Origin of the sequence: Micromonospora noduli (assembly GCF_003264365.1) — a bacterium.
GTDB lineage: Bacteria > Actinomycetota > Actinomycetes > Mycobacteriales > Micromonosporaceae > Micromonospora > Micromonospora noduli.
In genome coordinates this window covers 101,332-125,468 of sequence record NZ_PYAK01000006.1, presented here as the reverse complement: position 1 = coordinate 125,468, position 24,137 = coordinate 101,332, and the positions used below count along the sequence as shown (strand labels likewise).

The 24,137-nt window shown below is 71.8% G+C and carries 28 protein-coding genes; 16 read left to right on the top strand and 12 right to left on the bottom strand.

Annotation, left to right across the window (positions count from 1 at the left end; all coding sequences use genetic code 11):
* Positions 1-242 precede the first annotated feature (242 nt).
* Both GUI43_RS07135 and GUI43_RS07130 read right to left on the bottom strand, forming a co-directional pair.
* The gene (locus GUI43_RS07135; protein ID WP_112587653.1) at positions 243-908 is read right to left on the bottom strand and encodes a DUF1345 domain-containing protein; all 666 of its coding nucleotides are present in this window, start codon (positions 906-908) and stop codon (positions 243-245) included.
* Positions 909-950: 42 nt separating this feature from the next.
* On the bottom strand, positions 951-1,220 hold the full coding sequence (locus GUI43_RS07130; RefSeq protein ID WP_112587651.1) for a DUF2795 domain-containing protein: 270 nt from the start codon (positions 1,218-1,220) through the stop codon (positions 951-953).
* A 156-nt stretch (positions 1,221-1,376) separates the two neighbouring features.
* On the opposite strand from GUI43_RS07130, the gene GUI43_RS07125 reads away from it, so the two are divergent.
* From GUI43_RS07125 to GUI43_RS07100, 6 genes are all read left to right on the top strand, one after another.
* Positions 1,377-1,787, top strand: coding sequence for a DUF2267 domain-containing protein (locus tag GUI43_RS07125; protein WP_112587649.1), 411 nt, complete (start codon positions 1,377-1,379; stop codon positions 1,785-1,787).
* 217 nt (positions 1,788-2,004) lie between these two features.
* Positions 2,005-3,030 (top strand): TerC/Alx family metal homeostasis membrane protein, encoded by a 1,026-nt coding sequence (locus GUI43_RS07120; protein WP_112698384.1) that lies wholly within the window; start codon positions 2,005-2,007, stop codon positions 3,028-3,030.
* A gap of 75 nt (positions 3,031-3,105) precedes the next feature.
* Positions 3,106-3,705, top strand: coding sequence for a sulfite oxidase-like oxidoreductase (locus GUI43_RS07115; protein WP_112587644.1), 600 nt, complete (start codon positions 3,106-3,108; stop codon positions 3,703-3,705).
* Positions 3,706-3,712: 7 nt separating this feature from the next.
* Complete coding sequence (locus GUI43_RS07110; protein ID WP_112698439.1) at positions 3,713-4,477, top strand: ferredoxin reductase; 765 nt, start codon at positions 3,713-3,715, stop codon at positions 4,475-4,477.
* Between the two features lie 35 nt (positions 4,478-4,512).
* Positions 4,513-4,806, top strand: coding sequence for a DUF6510 family protein (locus GUI43_RS07105; RefSeq protein WP_091408116.1), 294 nt, complete (start codon positions 4,513-4,515; stop codon positions 4,804-4,806).
* A gap of 34 nt (positions 4,807-4,840) precedes the next feature.
* On the top strand, positions 4,841-5,260 hold the full coding sequence (locus tag GUI43_RS07100) for a hypothetical protein (RefSeq protein WP_112698383.1): 420 nt from the start codon (positions 4,841-4,843) through the stop codon (positions 5,258-5,260).
* 9 nt (positions 5,261-5,269) lie between these two features.
* Here GUI43_RS07100 and GUI43_RS07095 read toward each other — a convergent pair whose 3' ends face one another.
* From GUI43_RS07095 to GUI43_RS07085, 3 genes are all read right to left on the bottom strand, one after another.
* Positions 5,270-6,199, bottom strand: coding sequence for an alpha/beta hydrolase (locus GUI43_RS07095; protein WP_112698382.1), 930 nt, complete (start codon positions 6,197-6,199; stop codon positions 5,270-5,272).
* An 80-nt stretch (positions 6,200-6,279) separates the two neighbouring features.
* Positions 6,280-6,924 carry a hypothetical protein gene (locus GUI43_RS07090; RefSeq protein WP_112698381.1) on the bottom strand — a complete coding sequence of 215 codons (645 nt, stop codon included), beginning with the start codon at positions 6,922-6,924 and terminating at the stop codon, positions 6,280-6,282.
* Positions 6,925-6,947: 23 nt separating this feature from the next.
* Positions 6,948-7,355, bottom strand: coding sequence for a pyridoxamine 5'-phosphate oxidase family protein (locus tag GUI43_RS07085; protein WP_112698380.1), 408 nt, complete (start codon positions 7,353-7,355; stop codon positions 6,948-6,950).
* Positions 7,356-7,610: 255 nt separating this feature from the next.
* Here GUI43_RS07085 and GUI43_RS07080 point away from each other — a divergent pair, with 255 nt between their 5' ends.
* From GUI43_RS07080 to GUI43_RS07065, 4 genes are all read left to right on the top strand, one after another.
* Positions 7,611-8,333 (top strand): VOC family protein, encoded by a 723-nt coding sequence (locus GUI43_RS07080; RefSeq protein ID WP_112698379.1) that lies wholly within the window; start codon positions 7,611-7,613, stop codon positions 8,331-8,333.
* Positions 8,334-8,403: 70 nt separating this feature from the next.
* Entirely contained in the window at positions 8,404-8,931 is a 528-nt protein-coding gene (locus GUI43_RS07075) for a GNAT family N-acetyltransferase (protein WP_112698378.1), read from the top strand.
* A 192-nt stretch (positions 8,932-9,123) separates the two neighbouring features.
* Positions 9,124-11,277 (top strand): amylo-alpha-1,6-glucosidase, encoded by a 2,154-nt coding sequence (locus tag GUI43_RS07070; RefSeq protein WP_112698377.1) that lies wholly within the window; start codon positions 9,124-9,126, stop codon positions 11,275-11,277.
* Positions 11,278-11,331: 54 nt separating this feature from the next.
* A complete protein-coding gene (locus GUI43_RS07065; RefSeq protein WP_112587628.1) occupies positions 11,332-12,633 on the top strand; it encodes an NAD(P)/FAD-dependent oxidoreductase in 1,302 nt (433 codons plus the stop codon).
* A 59-nt stretch (positions 12,634-12,692) separates the two neighbouring features.
* Here the strand turns inward: GUI43_RS07065 and GUI43_RS07060 are convergent, their stop codons facing one another.
* The 3 genes from GUI43_RS07060 to GUI43_RS07050 all read right to left on the bottom strand — a co-directional run bounded on the left by GUI43_RS07060 (position 12,693) and on the right by GUI43_RS07050 (position 15,721).
* Positions 12,693-13,787: an AI-2E family transporter gene (locus GUI43_RS07060; RefSeq protein ID WP_112698376.1), complete on the bottom strand. Its 1,095-nt coding sequence runs from the start codon at positions 13,785-13,787 to the stop codon at positions 12,693-12,695.
* A 58-nt stretch (positions 13,788-13,845) separates the two neighbouring features.
* The gene (locus GUI43_RS07055; RefSeq protein WP_112587624.1) at positions 13,846-14,640 is read right to left on the bottom strand and encodes a spermidine synthase; all 795 of its coding nucleotides are present in this window, start codon (positions 14,638-14,640) and stop codon (positions 13,846-13,848) included.
* Positions 14,641-14,743: 103 nt separating this feature from the next.
* Positions 14,744-15,721, bottom strand: a complete 978-nt coding sequence (locus tag GUI43_RS07050; protein WP_112587622.1) for a DUF2267 domain-containing protein — start codon at positions 15,719-15,721, stop codon at positions 14,744-14,746.
* Positions 15,722-15,921: 200 nt separating this feature from the next.
* Here GUI43_RS07050 and GUI43_RS07045 point away from each other — a divergent pair, with 200 nt between their 5' ends.
* Positions 15,922-16,236, top strand: coding sequence for a hypothetical protein (locus GUI43_RS07045; protein ID WP_112587620.1), 315 nt, complete (start codon positions 15,922-15,924; stop codon positions 16,234-16,236).
* Between the two features lie 76 nt (positions 16,237-16,312).
* On the opposite strand, the gene GUI43_RS07040 is transcribed toward GUI43_RS07045, so the two are convergent.
* A complete protein-coding gene (locus GUI43_RS07040; RefSeq protein ID WP_112698375.1) occupies positions 16,313-16,651 on the bottom strand; it encodes an STAS domain-containing protein in 339 nt (112 codons plus the stop codon).
* A gap of 211 nt (positions 16,652-16,862) precedes the next feature.
* Between GUI43_RS07040 and GUI43_RS07035 the strand changes: the two genes are divergently transcribed.
* The 5 genes from GUI43_RS07035 (at position 16,863) to GUI43_RS07015 (ending at position 21,286) form a co-directional block, all read left to right on the top strand.
* Complete coding sequence (locus tag GUI43_RS07035) at positions 16,863-18,620, top strand: PP2C family protein-serine/threonine phosphatase (protein ID WP_112698374.1); 1,758 nt, start codon at positions 16,863-16,865, stop codon at positions 18,618-18,620.
* Entirely contained in the window at positions 18,617-19,654 is a 1,038-nt protein-coding gene (locus GUI43_RS07030) for a cobalamin B12-binding domain-containing protein (protein WP_112698373.1), read from the top strand. The genes GUI43_RS07035 and GUI43_RS07030 overlap by 4 nt, the downstream gene beginning before the upstream one ends.
* 116 nt (positions 19,655-19,770) lie before the next feature.
* Positions 19,771-20,118: an STAS domain-containing protein gene (locus GUI43_RS07025; RefSeq protein WP_112587612.1), complete on the top strand. Its 348-nt coding sequence runs from the start codon at positions 19,771-19,773 to the stop codon at positions 20,116-20,118.
* An 85-nt stretch (positions 20,119-20,203) separates the two neighbouring features.
* Positions 20,204-20,650 carry a response regulator gene (locus GUI43_RS07020; RefSeq protein ID WP_112587610.1) on the top strand — a complete coding sequence of 149 codons (447 nt, stop codon included), beginning with the start codon at positions 20,204-20,206 and terminating at the stop codon, positions 20,648-20,650.
* Positions 20,651-20,764: 114 nt separating this feature from the next.
* Positions 20,765-21,286: an ATPase gene (locus GUI43_RS07015; RefSeq protein WP_112698372.1), complete on the top strand. Its 522-nt coding sequence runs from the start codon at positions 20,765-20,767 to the stop codon at positions 21,284-21,286.
* A gap of 27 nt (positions 21,287-21,313) precedes the next feature.
* Here the strand turns inward: GUI43_RS07015 and GUI43_RS07010 are convergent, their stop codons facing one another.
* From GUI43_RS07010 to GUI43_RS07000, 3 genes are all read right to left on the bottom strand, one after another.
* Positions 21,314-22,165, bottom strand: coding sequence for a hypothetical protein (locus GUI43_RS07010; RefSeq protein WP_170158692.1), 852 nt, complete (start codon positions 22,163-22,165; stop codon positions 21,314-21,316).
* A 359-nt stretch (positions 22,166-22,524) separates the two neighbouring features.
* The gene (locus GUI43_RS07005) at positions 22,525-22,950 is read right to left on the bottom strand and encodes an OsmC family protein (protein ID WP_030332593.1); all 426 of its coding nucleotides are present in this window, start codon (positions 22,948-22,950) and stop codon (positions 22,525-22,527) included.
* Between the two features lie 70 nt (positions 22,951-23,020).
* A complete protein-coding gene (locus GUI43_RS07000; protein ID WP_112698437.1) occupies positions 23,021-23,968 on the bottom strand; it encodes a serine/threonine-protein kinase in 948 nt (315 codons plus the stop codon).
* Positions 23,969-24,137: the final 169 nt, after the last annotated feature.

Sequence of the window (24,137 nt, the reverse complement as noted above, 5' to 3'; positions counted from 1 at the left end):
CTGACCAAACGGAGGATGTTCTGCCGTATGGTTGGACCCGGCAGTGCTGGCCGCTCGGTTCGGGCGGGCCTCCACCGCCTGGTGACCGCGACCGGTTCGGATGCGGTTCACCGCCTGGGCAGGCTTGCGTGGCGCCCTGGGTCGCGGTTCGTGACCAGGGGCGCCCGCCTGTCCCGGCCCTTCGATCGGCCCCGCCCCGTGTCACGCTCCGGGGGACCGCGCGGCCGGCTGAGAAGTCCCTCTCACCGCGCCAGACCCGCCAGCAGGTTCACGGTCACGGCGATGATGAACGCGCCGAACAGGTACGACACCATCGAGTGGCGCAGTACCGTACGACGCATCTCGTTGCTGGTCAGGTTGGTGTCGGAGACCTGGAACGTCGTCCCGATGGTGAACGCGACGTACGCGAAGTCGGAGTAGCGCGGCGGTTCGGGTTGGTTGAAGTTCACCCCGCCGTCCGGGCCGGTGTAGTAGATCCGGGCGTACCGGGCGGCGAACACGGTGTGCACCACGAACCAGGAGAGCACCACGCTGAGCACGCCCACGCCGCTGTGCAGCTCCCGGGCGATCCCGGGGGGCGCGCTCTGCGCGCTGGCCACCACCAACCCGACAGCCAGCAGACTGGCCAGGCAGGCGACGAGCAGCAGGACGTCCCGGATCGCCCGGTTCGGGTCCTCGTGGACGGCCAGTCGAGCGGTCCGCTCGGCGTCCATCGGCCAGATCTTGTGCCAGACCAGCACGAGCCAGCTCAGCGCGCCCACGTCCCAGCCGGCCAGCGCGGCGAGCGGCAGTGGCAGCAGCAGCGCGAAGACGCAGCCGGCGATGACGCCGACCACCGCCACCACGGCGAGCTGCTTCGCAGCCGGGAAACGCACGTCCGCTGGCCGGTCGGGGCCGGTCTGGGTCATTCGGGACGCTCCCGGGCCGGGGTGGTGGGCGCCACCGCCGGGTCAGATGCCGCGCAGGTGCTGCGAGACCCGGTTGTGCTTGTCCCGGGCCTGCTCGGCCCGCTGGGCGGGGCCGACCTCGGGCGCCGCCTCGATCCCGGCCGACCGGGCCACCTCGGTCCCGTTGGCGTAGTCGACCGGCGGCAGGGCGCGCAGCGCCTTCAACACGTCCGGCGGGGCACCCTCCCGTTCGGCCTCGCGGACCACGTCGTCCTTCTCGGCCGGGTAGTCCAGGCTCGACAGGTACTGCAGGACGTCGGCGTAGCTCGCCATGGCGTGGGCTCCCTCGGGCATCGATGTGGTGACGACCGGCGGCGGTTACCCGCCCGCCGGCCGGTCACGCCCGCCCGGCGGAGGAAACCGGCGCCGTTTCTCCTCGGCCGCCGCGGGTACCCGCAGACGCCGAACGCGAGCCCAAGGGAGTACGCGATGAACTACGACACCTTCATCGACCAGGTTTCCCAGCGCACCGCCACGTCGTCCGAGCGGGCGGTCGAGCTGACCCGGGCCGTGTTGGAGACGTTCGCCGAGCGGTTGACCGGCGGTGAGGTCCTGGACCTGGCCGCCCAGTTGCCCCAACCGCTGCAACTCGTGCTCAAACCGAGCCCGAGCACCGAGCAGGCGGACCGGTTCGGCGCGGCGGAGTTCGTCGCCCGGGTCGCGTTGCGCGCCGGTGTGCGGGAGGCCGCCGCCGAGGACGCCAGTCGGGCGGTCTTCACCACCCTGCGCGAGGCGATCACCGGCGGTGAGTTCGATGACGTGGTGACCCAACTGCCACGTGACTATCGGGGCTTGATCGAGCAGGCGATGGCCCCGGGCGCGACGTTGCGCCGCGGCTGACAGCGCTCGTACCACGCACACACAGCGGTTTACCAGGGCAACCATCGATGTCCCGCTTGGCGTGGCGATTGCGCCTGGCCTAACCTTGTCGTGCGAGGGGAGTACTTCCCACGAACCATTCCGGTCAGTACGGCGCGCCCGGCGCGCCTCGGGTGGTTGCCCACCAGGTGGTGGGTGAAGGAGACCTCGAACATGACGGTGTTCGAGGAGACCCCACATGAGCCAAGTGTCGTATCTGTCCGCCGCCAGTGACCTGTCGTCGGTGGGCACGCCCACGCTGTGGGCGGTCACCATCATCGGGGTCCTCCTGCTGCTCGTGCTGGACTTCCTGGTCACCCGTCGCCCGCACGAGGTGTCCATGCGGGAGGCCATCGGCTGGTCGGCGTTCTACATAGCGCTGCCGCTGGCGTTCGGCGGCTGGATCTGGTCCCGCTTCGGCTCCCAGCAGGGCGTTGAATACCTGACCGGTTACCTGGTGGAAAAGTCGCTCTCGGTCGACAACCTCTTCGTCTTCATGTTGCTGTTGGCGGCGTTCGCGGTGCCGGCTGTGCTCGCCCAGCGGGTGCTGCTCTACGGCATCGCCGGCGCGCTGGTGCTGCGGGCCGTCTTCATCGCCCTCGGCGCGGCGGCGTTGCAGACCCTCGACTTCGCCTTCCTGCTCTTCGCGATCATCCTCATCGCCACCGCGGTGAAGCTGCTGCGCGATGCCATGTCCGGGCATCAGCAGGAAGTCGACATCAACAAGATGCGTTCGGTGAAGCTGCTGCGCAAGGTCATGCCGGTGGTCGACGACTACCACGGCACCAAGATGACCGTCCGGCAGGGCGCGAAGCGGGCACTCACGCCGTTCGCCCTCGTGGTGGTCGCGGTGCTGGCCACCGACGTCGTCTTCGCGGTCGACTCGGTGCCGGCGGTCTACGGCATCACCGAGGACCCGTACCTGGTGTTCGCCACCAATGCGTTCGCCCTGCTCGGCCTGCGGGCGCTCTACTTCGTCCTGCACGCGGCGCTGAGCCGGCTGGTGCACCTCAGCTACGGCCTGGCCATCATCCTGGCGTTCATCGGCCTCAAGCTGGGTCTGCACTGGGCGCACGGCATCTGGGACAGCGTGCCGCAGATCCCCACCCTGGCCTCGCTGGGCGTGATCATCGGTGTGCTGGTGGTGGTCACGGTGACCAGCCTGCGCGCCACCCGGGGCGGCGACCTGCCCGAGGACCGCAAGGTCGTCGCGGAGCGGCACTGACCGCGCCGCGCCGACTGACGACGGGGTACGCGGGAAAGCTCCCGCCCCCACCGGCGCGGGTGGTACGACTGTGCAATGGGAATCGTGTCACCGGGCTTTCAGGGTCGGCCCCGAACGCAGGAGCCGGCCCTGCCACCCGGCCAGTATCTGACCGAGGACTTTCCGGTGCTCTCGGCCGGCCCGACGCCCCGGGTGTCACTGGACACCTGGGAGTTCGTCATCTCCACCGAGAACGGCAGCGACCACCGGTGGTCGTGGCAGGAGCTGATGGCCCTGCCGCAGGAGACGCCGATGGTGGACATCCACTGCGTCACCCGCTGGTCCAAGCTCGGCACCAACTGGCAGGGCGTCTCACTGGACACGCTGCTCGCCGGCGTCGACACGGGGGCGCACTTCGCGCTGGCGCACTCCTACGGCGGGTACACCACCAACCTGCCGCTCGACGACCTGCGCGGCGGCCAGGCCTGGGTGGTGCACACCTTCGACGGCGCACCGCTGCCCGCCGAGCACGGCGGGCCGGCGCGACTGCTGGTGCCGCACCTGTACTTCTGGAAGTCCGCAAAGTGGGTGCGCGGCCTCCGGCTCAAGACGATGGACGAGCCAGGGTTCTGGGAGACCGCCGGGTACCACGACTACGGCGACCCGTGGCGCGAACAGCGGTACCAGGGTGACTGAGCGCGCCGTGGCGACGAGCACCCAGCGCCGTACGCCCAACCGTTGGCAGGTCGGCCGGCTGGTGGAGCGCCGGGTGGAGACACCGACCGCGCAGACCCTGGTGCTGGAGGTGCCGGAGTGGCCGGGGCACCTGCCCGGGCAGCACGTCGACCTGCGGCTCACCGCCCCGGACGGTTACCAGGCGGCCCGGTCGTACTCGATCGCCGGGCCGGCCGTGGACGGGCCGGGAGGGCCGCGCATCGAGGTGACAGTGCAGCGGGTGCACGACGGCGAGGTGTCGCCGTACCTCATCGATGTCTTCGGGGCCGACGACCCGATCGAGGTACGCGGACCGCTCGGTGGCTGGTTCATCTGGCGGCCCGAGGAGACCGCGCCGGTGCAAATGGTCGCCGGCGGCTCCGGCGTGGTGCCGCTGATGGCGATGATCCGGGCGCGGCGGGCGGTGGGCAGCAAGGCGCCGTTCCGGCTTATCTACTCGGTGCGCACCCCCGGTGACGTGATCTACGCCGACGAACTGCGCCGCCGGGTCCGCGACGACTTCGGGCTGGACGTCGCGTACGTCTACACCCGTGAGGCGCCCGAGGGCTGGCGCGGTGAGCCGCACCGGATCGGGCTCGCCGACGTCAACACGCACGGGTGGCCACCGGACCTGGAACCACTCACCTACGTCTGCGGACCGACCGCGTTCGTGGAGACCGTGGCCGACCTGCTGGTAGGGCTGGGTCACCCGTCGCGCCGGGTCAAGACCGAACGCTTCGGCCCCACCGGCTGACCACCCGCTCACTCACGCAGTGTCGAGGAGATTCGATGACCGAGATGTCGTACCTGGACGGCAACATGCTCGACGGCCCGATGCGTGAGCTGTTCACCGTCGACCTGAGCAGCGCGATGGGCCGCTGTGAGAACTGCGGGACGACCGGCTCGATGGCCAGCCTGCACGTCTACTCGCACGCCCCGGGCCTCGTCGCCCGCTGCCCCTCCTGTGAGGAGGTGATGGTGCGTCTGGTGCGCGGGCCGGACCGGGCCTGGCTGGACATGCGTGGCACCACCTACCTCCAGGTGCCGATGCCGATGGAGCAGACGTTCCCCGGCCCGCTCTGACGGAACGCTCGCCCGGCTGAGGCACCATGGCCGGATGAGCACCGGTCGATGGCGTGGTGTGCCGCTCGCGGTCCGGTGCGTGGTGGCTGTCGCCGTGCTGGTCTTCGCCTACGGCACCGCGGTGCACGTGGTGCAGTTGCTCCTGCCCCAGTTCGGCCCGCAGCTCGACCTGCCCGGGTGGCTGACGTTGTACTTCACGTCCCTGACGCTGTGGGACCCGTTGGCGGCGTTGCTGTTGGCCGCTCGACGGGTGCAGGGGCTCGTGCTGGGCTGCGCGGTGCTGGTGACGGACGCGACCGCGAACGGGTACGCCAACTACGTGCTGGACCCGGCGGGCGGCGTCACCCCGGGCCGGATCGGGCAGGCCGTCATCACCGCCCTCGCCGTCGGTCTCGTCGCGCTCACCCCGTGGCTCACCCCGTGGTTCGCCCGGTCCGCGGTCCAGCGGCACTGACCCGGTCCGCTACCGCGTATCCCGGTCGACCTGGGCGAGGACAGCGCGCACGGCGTCGACCACGGCGGCGGGTTGGTCCTTGTGGATGTAGTGGCCGCTGTCGGGCACCACGACGTGGACGCCGCGTGCGAAGACCGCTGCGGTCTGGTCGGCGAGGTCACCGGAGCGCTGTCGTAGGGCAGCGGGCTTGCCGCGGCTCGCGGTCAGGATTCTCATCGGTACGTCGGGGGCGGCCGACGTCGCACGCGCGGCGCGCACCTCCCGGGTGCAGGTGTTGGCGAGGCGGTTCTCCGCCCGAATCGTCGTGACCTGACCGAACGTGCGATAGCTGGCCCGGTACGCCTCGGTGATCAATGCCTGGATTTCCAGGTCGTCGGTGCAGCGCTCAGCGAGCGTGCGGCCCATGTTCGCCGCGATCCGATCGAAGAGCCCGATGGCCTTGAGCACCGGAATGGCGTTGAGCAGGAGATTCGATGAGACACGGAGAGCCAGTGGCACCTCTGCTGTGCTGTCCTCGTGGAACGGATCGAGCAGGACCAGGCCGAGCGTCCGGTCGGGACTGGCGAAAGCGGTTAGTTGGGCGAGCAGCCCGCCCCAGCTGTGACCGACCAGCACGGCGGGGCCGACGTCGTCCAGGAGTGCCACGAGGTCGCGCACCTGGGAGTCCAGTGTCAGCCGCGAGGTGGGGTCGCTGGCGCCCAGACCGGCTCGGTCGTAGGCGATGACGCGGGACCTCTCGGCCAGCGAGGGGAGGACGACGGCCCAGTCCAGCCCCACCTCGCCGGCCCCGGAGACCAGGACGACCGGTGGCGTGGCGCTGCCGGCTGCCACCCACCGCAACTGTCGGCCGGACTCCCTGGTCAGCCGGCCACTGTCGACACCAGCCGGCACCAGGCTGGACAGCGCGACGACGACGGGGTCCTGCGACTCGGTATCCATTCGGCCTCCTCGTCACGGCGCTTCTGATCGACGTCGGCTCGGTCGGGTGCACGTGGTCCGGTCACAAAGCGAGGGCCCGGTTAGTGGCGGAGGAGATCGTAGGCCTGGGCGAGGCCGTCGGCCCATGGCGCGTCGTAATCACGTTCCCACGCGCGGTGCAGACGCTCGCGGGTCTCTGCTCGACGTAACCAGTCGCCGAGGACGCTCGGCTTCGGCTTCGCGAAGTTGAGCCTGGCGACCATCTCGGCCAGGTGACGGTCCGCCGACGAGGTGAGCGTGGCGTCCCAGACGTCGAGGAATCGTTCGACGCGCTTGCCGGCCGCGCTAGCCGCGTCGAGGAAGGTCGCCGGATCGCTGAACGACCCGAGCCGCGCCGGGTGGTCCGCCAGCAACGAGCGCCACACCGCGTCGAGGTATGCGTCGACGGCCTCCTGCTCGACCCGCGGCCAGGTGCGCCACTCCTGACGGGGGAGTTTGCCCAGGACGATGGTCGGTTCCAGGTCGTCGGACCCGAGCAGGCGCTCAAGGAGTACGGGGAGCAGGGCCTTCACGTCCGCCCGACTGCCGACCGTGTTGCCGAGGCTGATGGTCAGTGAGAACAGGTCGTGCTCGTCGACCAGCACCGAGCCCCGGCAGTGCGGGCAACCGTCGAGCACCGCACGGCGCGGGTACCGGCCGAACGCGTCCCGTACGCCCGCCAGGGCCGTCGTCAACTCGTTCTCCACCGGCCGATTCTCGCATCGACGACTCACTGCGCGGTGCCCGCGAGCAGCCACCGCCGGACGGGGATCTCCAGCAGCACCCGCTCGCTGTCCGGGCCGACCTGCCGGCCGACGTCCCAGCCGTCGTATTTGCGCGCGAACGCCTCCACGATCGGGCTCGGGAATCCACTTCGGTGCACGCGGGCGGCGCCCTCCGCCACCACCGGCGCGTTGCCGTTCTCCAGAGCCACTGACACCCGTGGGTCGGCCACGACGTTGCGGGCCTTGACGCTGCGGCTCTCGCAACCGACCCAGAACGTCGCGGAAAGGTAGACGAACCAGACCGGCGTCAGGTGCGGGGACCCGTCGCGCCGCACCGTGCACAGCCAGACGTTCAGCTCCCCCGACAGTCGCTCCTGGATGTCGGCCGGGGGGATCGAGGGGGTTCGGCTCACCGGGCCAGTGGATCACAACGCCGCACGTTCCGCCGACGGTCTTTCACCTGCTGCGGGCCCGCGTGCGGGGCTGGGGTGTGGCCCCGCCCTACCGGGGATGAAGCAGCCCGACAACCGGCCACGCCCCGCGCCCGCACCGCGGCGGCGTACCTCACCGCATGACCCGAAACTCGGGTGCGGTCGACCGGGCACAGCCATAGGCTCCCGCTCCGACGGCTGTCACGGCGTCCGGTCCGATGGGAGATGAGCGCAGCGATGACTGCACACCTGTTCGCGATCAGCTTCGACGCGAGCGAGCCTCTGCGGCTCGCGCAGTTCTGGTCCGGGCTCCTGGGGCGGGAGATCGCCGACGATCCCCACGAGGGCGTCCTGCTCCTACCCGCCAACGACAACGGGTACCACATCCGCTTCGCCCCGAACCCGCAGCCGAAGGTGGTCCAGAATCGAATGCACTTCGATCTGACCAGCAGTTCGCTGGAGGACCAGCGGCAGACGGTGGCCAGGGCACTGGAGCTCGGTGCGCGGCACGCCGACATCGGGCAGGGCCCGGAGATCGATCACGTGGTGCTCGCCGACCCCGAGGGCAACGAGTTCGACGTCATCGCACCGGGCAACAACTTCCTCGCCGGCTGCGGCTTCGTCGGCGCGCTGGCCTGCGACGGGTCGCAGGCGGTCGGCTACTTCTGGAGTGCGGCGCTGGGCTGGCCGCTGGTCTGGGACCAGGGCGAGGAGACCGCGATCCAGTCGCCGCACGGCGGCACGAAGATCAGCTGGGGTGGCCCACCGCTGATGCCGAACGGCGGCAGGGATCGGGTGCGTTTCGACCTCGCCCCGGGTGTCGACGGCGATTGGCAGGCCGAGGTCGACCGGCTCCTCTCGCTCGGGGCGACCCAGGTCGACACCGACCTGGGCGGGGCAGGCCGACTGGTGCTGGCCGACCCCGATGGTCAGGAGTTCACAGTGCTGACGTCCCGCTAACCTGGCCGACGCCCACCCACCCGACGGCCGGTTGGACAACGGCGGCACCCGTCGGTCAGAGTGATCCGCCGTGAGATACCTGCGTACCGGTGGCCCCGCCGCGATCCGGCGACCCCGGCCCACCGACTCGGACGAGTTCGTCGCCGCCGCGCGGCGCAGTCGGGACCTGCACCACCCCTGGTTGGCCGCGCCGGCCAACCAGGAGGAGTACGAGAACTATCTGCGCCGGATCCGTCGCCGCGACAGCGCCGGCTACCTGATCTGCGACCGGGCCAGCGGCGAGATCGCCGGCTACGTGAACATCAGCGGGATCGTGCTCGGCGCGCTGCGTGGTGGCTTCCTGGGGTACGCGGCGTTCCTGCCGTACAGCGGGACCGGGCACGCCTCGGCGGGCGCCGCCCTGGTGATCGACCACGCGTTCACCTCGGTCGGGTTGCACCGGCTGGAGGCGAACATCCAACCGGGCAACGAGCCGTCGCGGCGGGTGGCCCGCAAGTTGGGTTTCCGGTTGGAGGGCTTCTCCCCGGACTACCTGTTCATCGACGGCGCCTGGCGCGACCACGAGCGCTGGGCCATCACCGCACCAAATCCCGCCTGACCGCCGGCCCGGCCGCGCGCCTGTTTGCTCCGGAGGGTCGGGAATGGTTGCTTCCAACGGGGCGGCCGCGCCGGAGAGCTGTCGGCACCAGGTTCAGGTCTCATGATTTCCCCTGGTAGGCGGACGCGGCGACGAGCTTTCACCCGGAGTGGGTGATGACGCCTGGTGTACGGCCTTCCTACGGTGGGTGTCATGGCTGTTGTGCGTGCGACCCCGGCGAACCCCACCCCCGGCATGGTCGCTGCGGCCAACGAGGCCGGAGATCAACGGTCCATGCCACCAGAGCTGGGCCCCGACTCCCTCGCGGTGCTCAGCGGCCCCACCTTCCTCTACGCCAACTCGCTTGGCGACGTGCCCCCGGGCAGCATCGGGGGTCTGGTTCACCTGGACACCCGCCTGCTCAGCTGCTGGACGCTGACCGTCAACGGCAGCGAGCTGCTGGCGCTGCGCGCCGAGACCATCGACCACTACTCCGCGCAGTACGTGCTCACGAACCCCGACCTGCCCGGGCTGCCCCCGAACAGTTTGGGCGTGGAACGGCTGCGGTACGTCGGCGAGGGCTTCCACGAGCGGGTGGAGCTGCGCTCGTTCCGGCCGGAGCCGGTCCGGGTGGAGCTGCGGCTGGCCGTCGGCGTCGATTTCGCCGACCTCTTCGAGGTCAAGTCGGTGGTCCGGGACCGGTCCGCCGAGATCACCCGCGACCACGCGGCCGACGGCTCCGAGCTGTGTTTCTCGTACCGCAACGGGGACTTCCGGGTGCAGACCCGGGTGTGTTGCCAAGCGCCGGCGGACCGGGTCGAAGGCGACGAGCTGATCTGGGACCTTGAGCTGCGCCCGCGTGAGCAGTGGCAGGTCGACCTGCACGTGCCACTGCCGTCCGGGGTGGGGGTGGTCGAGCCGGTTCGCGGAGACATCGCCGACGTCATCCATGGCCGGGCCGACGATCCGCTGCGCCGGTGGACCGAGGATCGGGCCGTGCTGCGCGGCGACAACCAGGCCCTGGAGCGCACCGTGCGACGGTCCCGGGACGACCTCGCCGCGTTGCGCCTCGACCTGGAGGTCAAGGGTCAGCGGATCATGCTGCCGGGGGCGGGGCTTCCGTGGTTCCTGGCCGTCTTCGGCCGGGACACCCTGATCACCGCGTACCAGACTCTCGTCGCCGGGCCGACGCTGGCCAAGGGGGCCCTGCTCGCGCTGGCGCGGCTCCAGGGCGACAGGTGTGACGACTTCACCGACGAGGAACCCGGCAAGATCCTCCACGAGGTGCGTAGCGGCGAGCTGACCCGCAACGGGACCAAGCCGTACGGCCCGTACTACGGCAGTGCCGACGCCACCCAGCTGTGGCTGATCCTGCTCTCCGAGTACTGGCGGTGGACCGGCGACGACGAGACGGTCCGCCGCCTACGGGACAACGCGCTGGCCGCCCTGCGCTGGATCGACGAGTACGGCGATCGGGACGGCGACGGTTACGTCGAGTACGGCACGCGCTCCCCGGAGGGGTTGGGCAACCAGTGCTGGCGGGACTCGCCGGACGGGGTGTGCTTCGCCGATGGGCGCATCCCGGTGCTGCCGCTGGCGACCAGCGACATCCAGGGCTACACCTACGACGCGAAGATCCGCCTGGCGGAGTTGTTCGACGGTCCGTTGGCCAACCGGGCCCTGGCGAGGCGGCTGCGCGACGAGGCTGGCACGCTGCATGAGCGGTTCAACCGGGACTTCTGGATCGAGGAGCGGGGCGGCTACTACGCGGTCGCCCTGGACGGCGACAAGAACGTTGTCGACGCGAAGACCTCCAGCATGGGTCACCTGCTGTGGAGCGGGATCGTGCCGAGGGAGCGGGCCGACGCGGTGGTGCGACAGCTGATGTCGCCGGACATGTTCTCCGGGTGGGGCATCCGCACGTTGTCGCGCGAGGAGTCGCTCTACAACGCCGTCGGCTACCACCTCGGCACGGTGTGGCCGCACGACAACTCGATCGCCGCGCTCGGCCTGGCCCGCTACGGCTACCGGGCCGAGGCGAACCGGATCAGCCTGGCGTTGTTCGAGGCGGCGGAGCAGTTCGGTCACCGTCTGCCCGAGGCGCTCACCGGATTCGCGCGCGAGCGCATGGTGTTCGCGGTGCCGTACCCCACCGCGTGCAGCCCGCAGGCGTGGGCGGCGGGCACCCCGCTGGCCCTGGTCCGCGCGATGCTGGGGCTCAACCCGATCGACGGGCGCTTGGCGCTCGACCCGGACATTCCCGAGGAGCTGGGGCGGATCACGGCCGACCGGGTACGGGCTTTCGGCCAGGAGTGGGGCGTGGAGGCGGTGTGCACCAGCGGCCACGTCCGGCTTCAGCCGAGCTGAGCACGGCTGGCGCCTAGGACGTTTGTCGCGGGCCTCGACGGGAAACGGCCCGCAATGACGAAACCTCGTGTGGTGATCGTGGGGGCCGGGTTCGCCGGTTACCACGCGGCGAAGACGTTGAGCCGGATCGCCCGGGACCGGGCCGAGATCGTGGTGCTGAACTCCACCGACTACTTCCTGTACCTGCCGCTGTTGCCCGAGGTGGCGGCCGGGGTGGTCGAGCCCAAACGGATCGCCGTGCCGCTGACCGGGACGCTGAAGGGCGTACGGGTGGTGGTCGGCGAGGCGGACCACGTCGACCTGCAGAACCGCTGGGTCGGCTTCACCCAGGCCGAGGGGGAGAAGAACCGGCTGGCGTACGACCGGCTGGTGCTCGCCGTGGGCAGCGTCAACAAGCTGCTGCCGATCCCGGGAGTGACCGAGTACGCGCACGGCTTCCGTGGCCTCCCCGAGGCCGTCTACCTGCATGATCACATCGTCCGGCAGCTTGAGCTGGCCGAGCAGGCCGAAGACCCGGCCGAGCAGCAGGCCCGGTCCACGTTCGTGGTGGTCGGGGCGGGCTACACCGGCACCGAGGTCGCGGCCCACGGGCAGCTGTTCACCGACGCGTTGCACGCCCAGCGGCCCCGGCTCACCGTCCGGCCCCGCTGGATGCTGCTCGACGTGGCGTCCCGGGTGCTGCCGGAGTTGGACAAGCGGATGTCGGACACCTCGCACAAGGTGCTCAACCGGCGTGGGGTGGACGTGCGGATGGGTACCTCGGTGGCCGAGGCGACCTGCGACGGGGTGAAGCTCACCGACGGCGAGTACGTGCCGACCTGCACCCTGGTGTGGTGTGTGGGGGTGCGCCCCGACCCGTTCGTCAACGAGCTGGGCCTGCGGACCGACCGGGGTCGACTGGTCACCGACGAGTTCCTCAACGTTCCCGGTTATCCGGAGGTGTACGCGTGCGGTGACGCCGCCGCGGTGCCGGACCTCGTCAACCCGGGCAAGGTGTGCGGGATGACCGCCCAGCACGCGCAGCGGCAGGGCAAGCGCGCGGCGTACAACATCGCCGCGTCGTACGGTTTTGGCCGGCGTAAGCCGTACAAGCACCACGACCTGGGCTGGGTCGTCGACCTGGGTGGCAAGGACGCGGCGGCGAACCCGTTGCACGTCAACCTGGGCGGGTTGCCGGCCAAGGCGGTCACCCGGGCGTACCACCTGATGGCGATGCCGGGAAACCGCACGCGGGTCAGCGCCGACTGGGCGTTGGACGCCGCGTTGACCCGGTCCGCGGTCCAGTTGGGGCTGGTGCCGGCCAACGCGGTGCCGCTGGAGAGCACCACACCCGAGGTCGCGACCCGGTCCCGCTGAGCGGGCCGCCTGGTCGTCGGAGGGCAGGCCGGTGGCGGCACCGGCCGCACGTGCGACGGTCAGTCGGTGGAGCCGGCCGGCCGTGCGGACCGCGCGGCCGGACCCGCCGGCGGCGCGGGCCGCAGCCGGCGCGGGCCGTACTCGCGCAGCAGGGTCTGGACGATGCCGGCGGCGGGGATGGCCAGCAGCGCGCCGAGCAGACCGGCCAGCTCCGCCGCGAGCAGCACACTGACCAGCACCGTCAACGGGTTCAGCCGGACCGCGCGGGACAGGATCAGCGGCTGGAGCAGGTGGTTCTCCAGCTGTTGGTAGACGACGAAGAAGACCAGCACCACCACCCCGGCGGTGGGGGAGTGCAGGAAACCGGCACCGGCCGCGATCACCGCGCCGAGGGTCGCCCCGACCAGCGGTATCAGGTCGGCCACCGCCACCAGCAGGGCGATCACCGCCGCGAAGGGCACCCCGGTGAGGGTCAGCACCACGAAGGTCAACGCCCCGCAGATCACGCTGATCAGCAGGTTCCCGGTGAGGTAGCCGGTGACGGTGCGTGAGACCTCCCGGCCCACCCGGCGCAGCCGCTCGCCCTGACCGTCCCCGGCCGCCGCGAGCAGGCCGCGGGTGAGCCGCGGAGCCTCCAACACCATGAGGTACGCCAGCACGATGACAGTGACCAGCCCGGCGACCGACTCGACGACGCCGCGCAGCACACCGACCGCGGGTTGACGCAGCCGGCCGCCGAGGTCGCGCAGCTGCTCGGAGTGCTCGCTGACGTAGCGGCGTGCCCCGGTGCGCTCCAGCGCCTGCCCCACCGGGCCCTGTCCGGCGCGGGCCTCCCGTAACAGCTCGGGCGCCCGGTCGGCGAAGCGGCCCAACTCCCCGAACAACGGCACCAGGATGAGCGCGGCCAGGATCACCAGCAGTACGAACGCGGCGAGGAACACCAGCAGGGTGGCCAGCGCCCGACGCCGGACGAAACGGCGTTGCAGCCGGTCGACGAGCGGTTTGAGCGCGACGGCGAAGAACGCGGCGACCACCGCCCAGACCAGCACCCGGCGGGTCGCGTACACGAAGCCCAGCGCGAGCGCTGTCGCCAGCACCAGACCGATCACGATCAGAGTCCGGCGGCCGGTCGCCCGATCGTCGACGTCGCTCATCCGGCGGGCCTTCCCCGCGCGGACCGTCGGAAACCCGGCATTGCGGGCACAACGGCGATCAGTGGCGGGAGTTGTCGTCCGCGTCGGCGACGGGATGGGCGCCGGCAACGAACGTGTCGAGCGCGGCGGCGTGCAGCAGCCCGCCGGGCACCGGGTCACGCAGTGCGGCCACCGCCAGCCGGGCCACCGGCAGCCCGCCGGCGCGGGAGGTCGCGGCCAGCACCAGGTTGCCGTACCTGCGGCCGCGCAACATCCGCCGGTCGCCGACCACGCACACGTCGGCGAAGATCGCCCGCAAGGTGGCCACCTGCACCCGGGTGCCGACCAGCGGCGGCAGGTCGGTGACGTTGACCAGGTAAAAGCCGTCGGGGCGCAGGACGCGGGCCACCTCGGCGGCGAACTCGACGGTGCGTACGTGCCGGGGCATCCGGGCCGCCCGGTAGATGTCGGCGATCACCAGGTCGTGCCGGCCGTCCGGGGTGCTGGTCAGGGCGTCCCGGGCGTCGGCGACCTCCACCCGCACCTCCGGCGGCAGCGGCGGCAACTCCCGGGCCACCAGGTCGACCACCGCAGCGTCCCGCTCGACGACCCGTTGCGGGGAGCCGGGCCGGGTGGCGGCCAGCCAGCGGGGCAACGTCAAGGCGCCGCCACCGAGGTGCAGGACGTTCAGTGGGGCGCCGGCCGGGGCCGCCACCTCCACCGCCGAGGCGATCCGCCGGACGTACTCGAAGTGCAGGTGTCGGGGATCCTCGACATCCACGTACGACTGCTCGACCCCGGCGGACAGCAGCGTCCGCCCGGTCCGGCGGACCGGGTCGGCGACCAGTTCCAGCCGGTCGGCAGCGCGGTTCATGTCCGGCACGCTAGCCGAGCCCTTGGCGCACCCGGCACGGCGGACGGGCCGGCGGAGCGGGGTCGCCCCCGGTCCGCCGGCCCGACGGCGTCGTGGTGGCCGGTCAGCCGCCGGCCATCCCGGCCCCCACCTCGTCGATCGCGTCGTCGATCTGGCGGGCGAGGTCCACGTCGAGCGCGGTGACCCCGTTGGCCTGGCTGGTCCGCACTGTCAACACGGCGGCGGTGTCGCCCGGACGCCCGATGCTCGGGCCGCGGCCGTTGTCCTGGCGCAGCCGGTCGAGCCGGGCGAGCACCCGGTCCAGGTTGTCGGGCGGCAGTGCGACCACCCGGTAGAGGCCCTGGCTGTCGCCGGCCCAGTAGGGCAGGTCGTCCAGCGCCGCGCTGATCTCGTCGGCGTCCAGGGTGGGTGTGGTGGTGGAGGCGCCCACCAGGCCGCCGCCGGCCTCCGGCGGGTTCAACAGGTCGCGCAACCCGTCGGGTACGTGCAACGACTCGACCAGGTCGCCGTCCTGCTCGGCGAGCGCGGCGATCGTCGCCTCGGCCTGGTACCGGGCCTGCTCCGGGGTGTTGCCGCTGATCCGGCCCACCTCGGCCAGGAAACCGGGCAGGTCCTGGTGCCGTTCGATGCCGTCGACGGGCAGCACGTCGTGCAGCGACGCCGGCACCGCTGCGAGCAGCCGCTGCCGCTCGGCGGCCTCCAGGGCGAACGCGAGGACCAACACTGTCGCCTCGGTGCCCACCTTGGCGGTCTTGAAGTCGACCCCGGCGCGACGCCGGACCTCGTCGACCAGGTCGTGGTAGCCCACGCTGTTCACACCGGCCGCGCCGCTCGGCGGGGACGGCTGCGGTCGCGGGTTGTCGGCGCTACCGACCGGCGGCGGTGCCGGCCCGCCGCGCGTGCTGTCCGACTTGTGCGTTCCGGCCGCTGGCGGGCCGGCCCGCTTACCCGCGTCGAGGCTCGTGAGCTGCTTGGACGCGCTCAGGCTGGCACCGATCTCGCTGGGCTGGCGATTCTGCTCCCGGGCCTGCCGGGCCAGTGCCCGGCGCCTCTGGTTGTCGCCCTCCATCTGCTTGCGCATGGTGGCATCCCTTCCGCTGGGGATCGTGGCTGCGCCAGTCGCCTTCCCGCCGTCCCGGAGAAGGAAACGGAGGCCGCCGGCCGGGTCGGACGGGCCTGCGCCACGCTTCATCCGGCGGGGGTGAGGGGTGCTCACCCGCACGGCCCGCACGATCGGGTCAGGACCGGAGTTCTTCCGAGGTACGCGGAAGGAAGGTCGTCATGAAGGAAGTTGTCGAGATCGTCCCCGCTCGACCCGGCTGGTACGCCCGCTGGCAGCTCACACCCGAGCTCACCAGGTGTTACCCGGTGAGCCTGTGGGCGCTGCTGGAGGAGGCCGACGGAACGGGCCGCGAGGTGATCGGGATGGACTGCATCGGTCAATGGCCCGGCGCGGACGACAACGAGGCGGGTGGGCAGTTCGTCCGCTACCTGTACCAGACGCCCGATTCGGGGGAGCCGGAGGACGTGGACCCGGCCCCGATCGGCGAGCTGCGTGAGGACGGCCCCCGGCTCCAGCCGATGACGGCACCCTAGACATTCCTCCGGCCCCCGACCCCAGGTCCCAGGGTCGGGGGCCACCCCGTTCCGCTTCCCGGGGGTGGCCTACGGGTCAGCCGATGGCGCGCACGTCGTCGTCGGCGTACGCCTCGGCGAGCAACTCACTCAGGCCCGTGCGGTCCAGCATCCGCTGAAGCTGAGAGCTGACCCCGGTCAGTCGGATCGCCCCGGCGGCCCGGTGCACCATCAGCAGCGCGCTGAGCCCGGAGGAGTCGCAGAGGGTCACCCCGGTCAGGTCGACCAGAACCGGGGCGTCACAGTCGCCGCGCAGCTCGGCCGCCGCGGCGACCAGGTCGGGCGCGCTGTCGTAGTCGAGTTCGCCGGTCAGCCGGAGTCGGACGTTCCCGGCGGCGAGCCGGGTTGTCTCGATGGTCAACAGCTGATCGGGCATCCCACCATTTTCCTTGTCCAGCGACAAAACGCAAAGCGGGGGCGGCGAAGCGCCCTCGTGTCCCTCGTCCGACACCCCCGCCGTGGCGGTGTCCGTCACCTGCCGTGAGATGCCGCTTTCCGGGTTCCGGCGTAGGGTGGCTGGAGAGTTTTGACAGTGGACGCCGGTTCCGGCACGGGTTCGGTGAACGACAAGGAGTGAGGCTCAGCTGGTGACTGCTTCCGACGTCAGGGACTGGGACCCAGGCGACGGACGGCTCTCCATGCCGAGCACGACTCGACCCTCGGCGTGGTCCGCCGACGTTCGCCGCCCCACAGCGGCCCTGCCGCCGCTGGCCCCCGACCGGGGGCAGGCCACCCCTGACTGGTTAGAGGTCGTCGAGCACTTCAGGGAAGGGCTGGTGGTCTGCGACGCCGATGGCGTCGTGCGGCACGTCAGCCCGGTGGCTGAGCGGTTGCTGCCCGAGGTGACGCCCGGCGAACTGCTCAGCGCGGCCGGTGTGCCCGGGTTGAGCGAAGGCGTCCCCGGGAGCTTCACCCATCGCGGGCGCCGGCTCACCGCGCGCCAGGTGCCGCTCTCCGGTGACCGCTGCTGCTGGTACGTCGAGGACGTCACCGACAGCGTCAGCCGCGCCGACGCGCTGCTCGCCGAACGGGCTCGCTCGGCATTCCTGGCCGTGGTCGGCGACAAGCTGGGCAACCCACTGCACCCCGACCGGGCCGCCGCCGCGGTCGTCCGACTCGCCGTTCCGACCCTGGCCGAGGTGGCGGTGCTGGTGCTCGCCCCGCGGGCCGGGCGCGCCCGCTGGTGGCGGGCCTCACGCACCGACGACGAGGTGCCGACGGTGGACAGCGGTGTACTGGCCGGCGGCGAGCTGCCGACCGCCATCGCCGACGGGTTGACCGGGGCCGAGCCGCACGCGGTGGACTGGCTGGTCGAGCAGGCGGTCGACGCCGGTTGGCTGCCGGGGCTGGCCGGCACCGAGAGCGCTGCCCGGGTCGTCCCGCTGCCGGGGCGCGACGAGCCGGTCGGTGTGCTGCTGGTGGCCCGTCGCGCCACCCGCTGGTACGACGAGGACGACGTGGAGCTGGTCCGGGCGTTCGCGGCCCGCGCCGGCGCTGCGTTGACCACCGCGCTGCTCTACCGCGACCAGGCCGAGGTGGCCGACACCCTCCAGGCCAGCCTGCTGCCGGTCGAGCCGGCCGAGGCCGTCGGTGTGCAGTGGGGCACCGCGTACCGGCCCGCGCAGGCGGGGCTGCGCATCGGCGGCGACTTCTACGGTTCGCACCGGCTCACCGACGGTGGTTCGGTGTTCTTCCTCGGCGACGTGTCGGGCAAGGGTGTCGAAGCCGCCGTCTTCACCGGCCAGCTGCGCCAGTGCCTCCAGGCGCTGCACCGGTTGGAGTCGAACCCGGCGCGGTTGCTGCGGCTGCTCAACGACGCGTTGCTGGAGACGACCCAGGCGCACGGCCAGGGCCGCTTCGCCACGATCGTGCTGGGTGTGGCCCGCCCGGAACGCGACGGTGGCCTCACCCTCACCATGGCCGGCGGCGGGCACCTGCCACCACTGGTGCTGCGCGCCTCCGGTGAGGTGGAGACGGTGCCGCTACGCGGCATGCTGATCGGGGTGGTGCCCGACCCCCGCGTCGGAGAGGTGACAGTGCGGCTGGCGCCGGGCGAGACCTGCCTGCTCTACAGCGACGGCGTGACCGAGGCACGGGGCGGCCGGCGCGGAGACGAGCAGTTCGGCCCCGAGCGGCTGGTCACGGCGCTGACCGGCTGCCAGCGGATGCCCGCGCCGGCCCTGGCCGAACGGGTCGAGCAGATCACCTGCGACTGGCTGGCGCAGGGCGACCACGACGACATCGCCGTGCTGGCGCTGCGGGCGGCCGGCCTGAGCGGGCGCGGGGCGCGGCACCTGCACTCGGTGCCCGCCGGCATCGACCAGACAGAGGAGACTGACGCGTGACCGCCGCCACGGCCACCACCGATCTCGCCGACGCGTACTCCGGGTACCTGGACCACCTCGCCGACGCCGACGAGTACGCCGCGACCGACCTGGCGATCGGCCTGCTCGACGCGGGCGTCCCGGCGGAGCGGGTGCTGCTCGACCTGGTCGCGCCCGCCCAGGCCGAGGTGGGCGAGCGGTGGGCGCGCAACGAGTGGAGCGTCGCCCAGGAGCACGCGGCCACCCACATCAGCGAGCAGGTGGTGGCGGCGGTCTCCGCGCACGTCAAGGCGCGGCCGACCGGCGGCCGGGTCGTGGTCGCCTGCATGGACGGCGAGTGGCACGCGCTGCCACCCCGGCTGGTGGCCGAGGTGCTGCGGTTACGCGGGTGGCAGGTGACCTTCCTGGGCGCCAGCGTGCCCGCGGCGCACCTCGTGTCGTACCTGCACCGCTACGACGCCCACGCGGTCGCGCTGGCATGCGCACTGCCGATGCGCCTGCCGTACGCCCACCGGATGATCGAGGCCTGCCGCCGCTCGGACGTGCCGGTGGTGGTCGGCGGGCGTGGGTTCGGCACGGACGGCCGGTGGGCGCGCCGGCTCGGGGTGGCCTGGGCACCGGACGCGCCCTCGGCGGCGGAGTTGATCGCCGACGAGCGGGCGCTGCGCGGGGCGCCGCCGGCGCGGCTGGCCCACCTGGCCGACGACGAGTACGCCAGCCTGGTGCGCCGTCGCGGTGAGCTGATCGACAGCGCGTTGGCGGAGCTACGGGAGCGGGTGCCGGCGGCACGGGCGTACACCGCCGCGCAGCTTGACGCGACAGTGAGCGACCTGGGCCACATAGTGGATTTCCTGGCCGCGGCGGTCTACGTGGACGACCCCTCGTTGTTCACGGAGTTCGTGGAGTGGCTGTCGGGGATTCTGGGCAGTCGTGGGGTGCCCGCCGGGGCCATCGTCCTGCCGCTGGAGCACTACGCCGCCGCGTTGCGGGACTTCCCCCGGGCGGCGCGGGCGCTGGCGCTGGGATGCGCGGCGCTGCCCGCCACCGCCCGCTGACCGACCCGCTGGTGGCACCCGGAGCGATCACCGCGCTCGGCGGCGGACGAGTCAGCTCTGCGTATACTTGCCGGACTGCAAACGTCCCACCCGAGGGTGGAGCGAGGGGGAGAACGGTGACGTTCAGCGTCAACTACGTCGAGCGCGACGGTGGTGGCGCCTGCCTGCGGCTCGTGGGCGAGCTGGACCTGAGCACCGCCCCCGAGCTGACCGCCGCGCTCGACCGGCTCACCGCGGCGGGCGAGACCCGGGTCCTGCTCGACCTGACCGACCTCACGTTCTGTGACTCCACCGGGATGGCCGTGTTCGTCCGGGGTGACAATCAGGCGGCGGCCGACGGGGGGTGGCTCCGGCTCACCGGCGCCCACGGGAGGGTCGAGCGGGTGCTGCGCGTGACCGGTCTCGCCGACGTGTTGCGCTACGAACCGGAGTCGGTCGACCCCGCGTCCCGCAGTGCTTCATGATGGGCTAGATTTCCCCGCCAGCATTTCCCCCGCCAACGCGGTGACCGTCAGGGTCCCGTCCCCGCCGACTTCGAGGCAGGTAGTGATGGGCGTAGACAGCCCGCAGCCGGTACGCATCCTGGTGGTCGACGACGACCCGGGTGATGTGCTGATGATCGAGGAGGCGCTGGCGGACTCCGACGTCGACAAGATCATCGACGTGGTGAGCGACGGCGAGGAGGCGATGGAGTTTCTCCGCGCCGAGGGCCGGCACGAGCAGGCCCGCCGACCGGACGTGATCCTGCTGGATCTGAACATGCCGCGGATGGACGGTCGGCAGGTGCTCGGGGCGGTCAAGCAGGACGAGGATCTGCGGACCATCCCGATCGTCGTGCTGACCACCTCGAACGCCGACACCGACATCGTCGGCAGTTACACGTTGCAGGCCAACGCGTACGTCACCAAGCCGATCGACCTGGACGACTTCAACGACGTGGTTCGCCGCATCGACGAGTTCTTCGGCCGGGTCGTCGTGCTGCCCAAGCGCACCTGAGGCCTGCGCCACCCGCGCGCATGCTGAACATTTTTCCCGAACCCCCTCGGCGTGAGCGGTCGCGGCCGAGGATCCAGGTGGGGAAGTAACAGCAGCTGCCTGGGGGGCGACAGTATGAGGTTCTCCGTCGTTGAGACCGGTTACGACCAGCGACAGGTGGATTACTGCCTGGACGAGTTGGGAATCCGGCTGTCCCGGCTCGCGGCGCGGGCCGAGGGCGCGGCCGGGGCGGGCCGGGAGTGGGACGAGATCCGCCAGGAGGCAGCCTGGCTCAGTGGGCTCCTGCAGCGACTCGATCTGGGCGACGTCGCCGCCCCCCGGTACGCCGGTGACGCGGTGCGGCGCGAGGCCGCCGAGATCCGGGCCCAGGCCCGCGCCGAGCTGGACGAGGCCCGCGAGGAGGCCCGACGGGTGCGGGAGCGGGCGTACGCGGAGGCCGTGCAGGCCCGACGTGACTTCGAGGCGGCGCTGGACGCTCGCCGACGGCGCGAGGTGCGGGTGGACGAGATCCTCAGTCAGGTGACGGTCGACCAGGTGCCCGCCGACACTCCCACCGCAGCCGCCGGGGTGCCGGGCAGCCGGGTCGGGGTCGGCGGCCCGGACGCGGGCGCGGAGCCACCGCCGGGCCGTCGCTGAGACGCGCGGGCGTGGTGCCCTTCTGGCTCAGGCGGTGAGCGCCGCCGCGACGGTGGTCGCCCGGTCCTCGTGCTGGGCGTACGCATCCGGGTAGGCGGAGATCTGCACGGCCTGGGCGGCGGCGGTGACGCTCATGTCCTGCCAGCCGGGGATCTCGTTGAGCGCCGTGTAGAAGGCCCGCGCGGCGTACGACGGGCGCATCAGCTGGGCCACAGTGCCCCAGCCGCTACTGGGCCGCTGCTGGAACAACCCGACCGAGTCGTGGTCGGAGCCGCTGCCCTGGTTCGGGTACTCCGCCGACTCCGGGAGGACGTCGCTGGCCAGGTTGTAGAGGTTGCTCTCCTGCATGGCGGTGGACAGTGCCACCACCAGGGCGCGGCGCGGCATCTTCATCTCCAGGCCGACGTCCACGATGATCTTCGCGTTGTCCATCTGTGCCTGGTCGAGGCCGGCGACCGGCCGGGGGCGGCGTGGCTTGACCGGCTTCTTGGGCGCCTTTTTGCGGACGGCGGTGGGAGTGGGCGTGGGCTTCGCCGTCGGGCTGGGCAGGACCCGGGCGGGGGCGGCGTCGCGATCCAGTGACCGGGAGGCGCGCTCGTCGGCGATGGCGGCGCGGTCGGCCACCGCCTCGGCGAGCGGCTCAACCGTACGGGGGGTGTCGTCGTTGCCTCTGGCGGTGGCGACCGCGACGAGGCTGAGGCAGCAGGTGACACCGGTGGCCAGCGCCACCCGTACCGGGGTCGAGCGCAGCAGGGCACGCCGCGACGGGTCGGGAGCGCGGTGACGGCCGGTCGTCCGTTCGGTTGATGCGGCGTCGTCCGAGGGGGTGCTCGGGCGCGCGTCGGTCAGCTTCTGGGCGGAGGGGTCGTCGGGATGCACCTGACGAGGCTAAAGAGCTGAATGCCCGATGCCACCAGCCCGTACGGTGGCATGCGCCACAATTTGCCCTGATCATGTCGACTTTATTGGGCAAAACACGAGCGAAGTAGATCAACCTCGCGGATCACTCCAGACGGTTATTCCCGACTTGTCGGGTGAATGCGGTCGCCCCACCACTACGCCAGCTGCACCTCCGGCAAACTTCAGGACTCAGCCGAACAACCGAGGCACGCCTCCGCCAACCGGCCCCCGTTACCCCCCACCTCGGCGCTCTCGCACTTGCTGTCCGCGACATAGGGGCACGCCCCTCATATCGACGACCGAAAGTGCAAGATCGGCGCGGTGGGGCGTGCGTGGAGTCAGTGTCGGCCGTTCTCGGCTGGGGTGACGGTCAGGCGGTGTCGGCTGGCGTCGCCGCTGGAGAACGGCCAGAGCCGGTCGGCGTACTCGACCAGGTCGGCCAGTTGATCTCGGCTCAGCCCGGCTGAGGAGATCTCCGCGTGCACGTCGGCCCGGTATCGGCCGTCGTTGTCCCGTCCCAGCTTCGCCTCCGCGCGGACCTGCACGGTGTGCGCCTCGTCGGTGATCTCCCCGGCCACCTCCACCGCCGCGTGATGCAGGCAGGAGGCGAAGGCCGCGGCCAGCAACTGTTCCGGGGTCAGCCCGGTGCAGTGCGGCGCCAGCGGTGAGGCCAGCGCGGTGGAGAGCCCGCCATCGTCGGTGCGTACGTGACCGCCCTCGGCGGTCGCTGTGGCCTCACGCAGCCAGGAACTCTGATCCGGCATCGCGTTTCTCCCGTCGCTCACCAGGCCGGCTACCCCTTCGCCGCCCGGCGAAACGCCGCCTGTCGTCCGGTCAGCGCCCGGCGGGCAGGTTCGGCTCGTCCACCAGCGCCACCGCCTCGGTGGCCTCCGCGGCGGCCCGTTCGGTCCACGGCGACGTCGGGGCCGCCCGGCGGGTCGTCGGGACCGTCATCGGCACGTACACCCGGGCGTCCACCGCCTCGGCCAGCAGCAGCGCGGCGACCAGGCTGGTCGGACGCTGCTCGGGGTCGTCCGCGAGGCAGGAGTGGCACAGCTCGGCGACCTCCGGCGGGAGCCCGGCGATGTCGGGCAGCGGCTCCGGTGGCCGACGGCGGCGGACGAGCAGCAGTTCGCTGGCGGTCGCCGCGCGGTAGGGCAGGCGGGCGGTGAGGCTGTAGTAGAGGAGCACGCCCAGGGCGTACATGTCGGCGGCAGGGGTGGCCGGTGCCTCGTCCAGCTGTTCGGGTGCCAGGTACGCCGGGGTGCCCAGCACCATCCCGGTCGGCATCGGGTCCGGCGTACCGGCGGCGATGGCGATGCCGAAGTCGAGCACCTTCACCCCGGCCGGGGTGAGCATGACATTGGCCGGCTTGACGTCCCGGTGCACGATGCCCTCGGCGTGCGCGGCGGCGAGCGCGGCGGCGACCTCCGCGCAGACCCGCACCGCGATCTGCCAGTCCAATGGACCGGCGCGCAGGTGCACGGCGAGCGTCTCGCCCTCGGCCAGCTCCATGACGATGTATGGCACCGGTCGGCCGGGCCACGTCGAGGAGGTGCCGAAGTCGTGCACGCTGGCCACGTTGGGGTGTTCCAGCCGGGCGGCCGACCGTGCCTCGGCCCGGATCCGGTCCACCGGGCCGTCCCGATCGTCGCGGCCGGGCGAGAGGAGCTTCACCGCGACCGGCCGGTCCAGCACCTGGTCGTAGGCCCGCCACACCTCGGACATCCCGCCCACACCGATGCGCTGTTCGAGCCGGTACCGCCCGTCCAGCATCCGCATCGACCGCTCCTCGTCCCCGCCCCGCCGACGGCGGGTGCTGAGGTGCCGGTACCCGAGCGCCGAGCTGGGCAAACCGGAGCCCGATTCGGGGCGGACGGCCCCGCGCACCTCGCTGCGCCACGGCGGTGGGTGCGGTAGCTTGCGAGCCAGAGCCGGTGTCACCGATTGT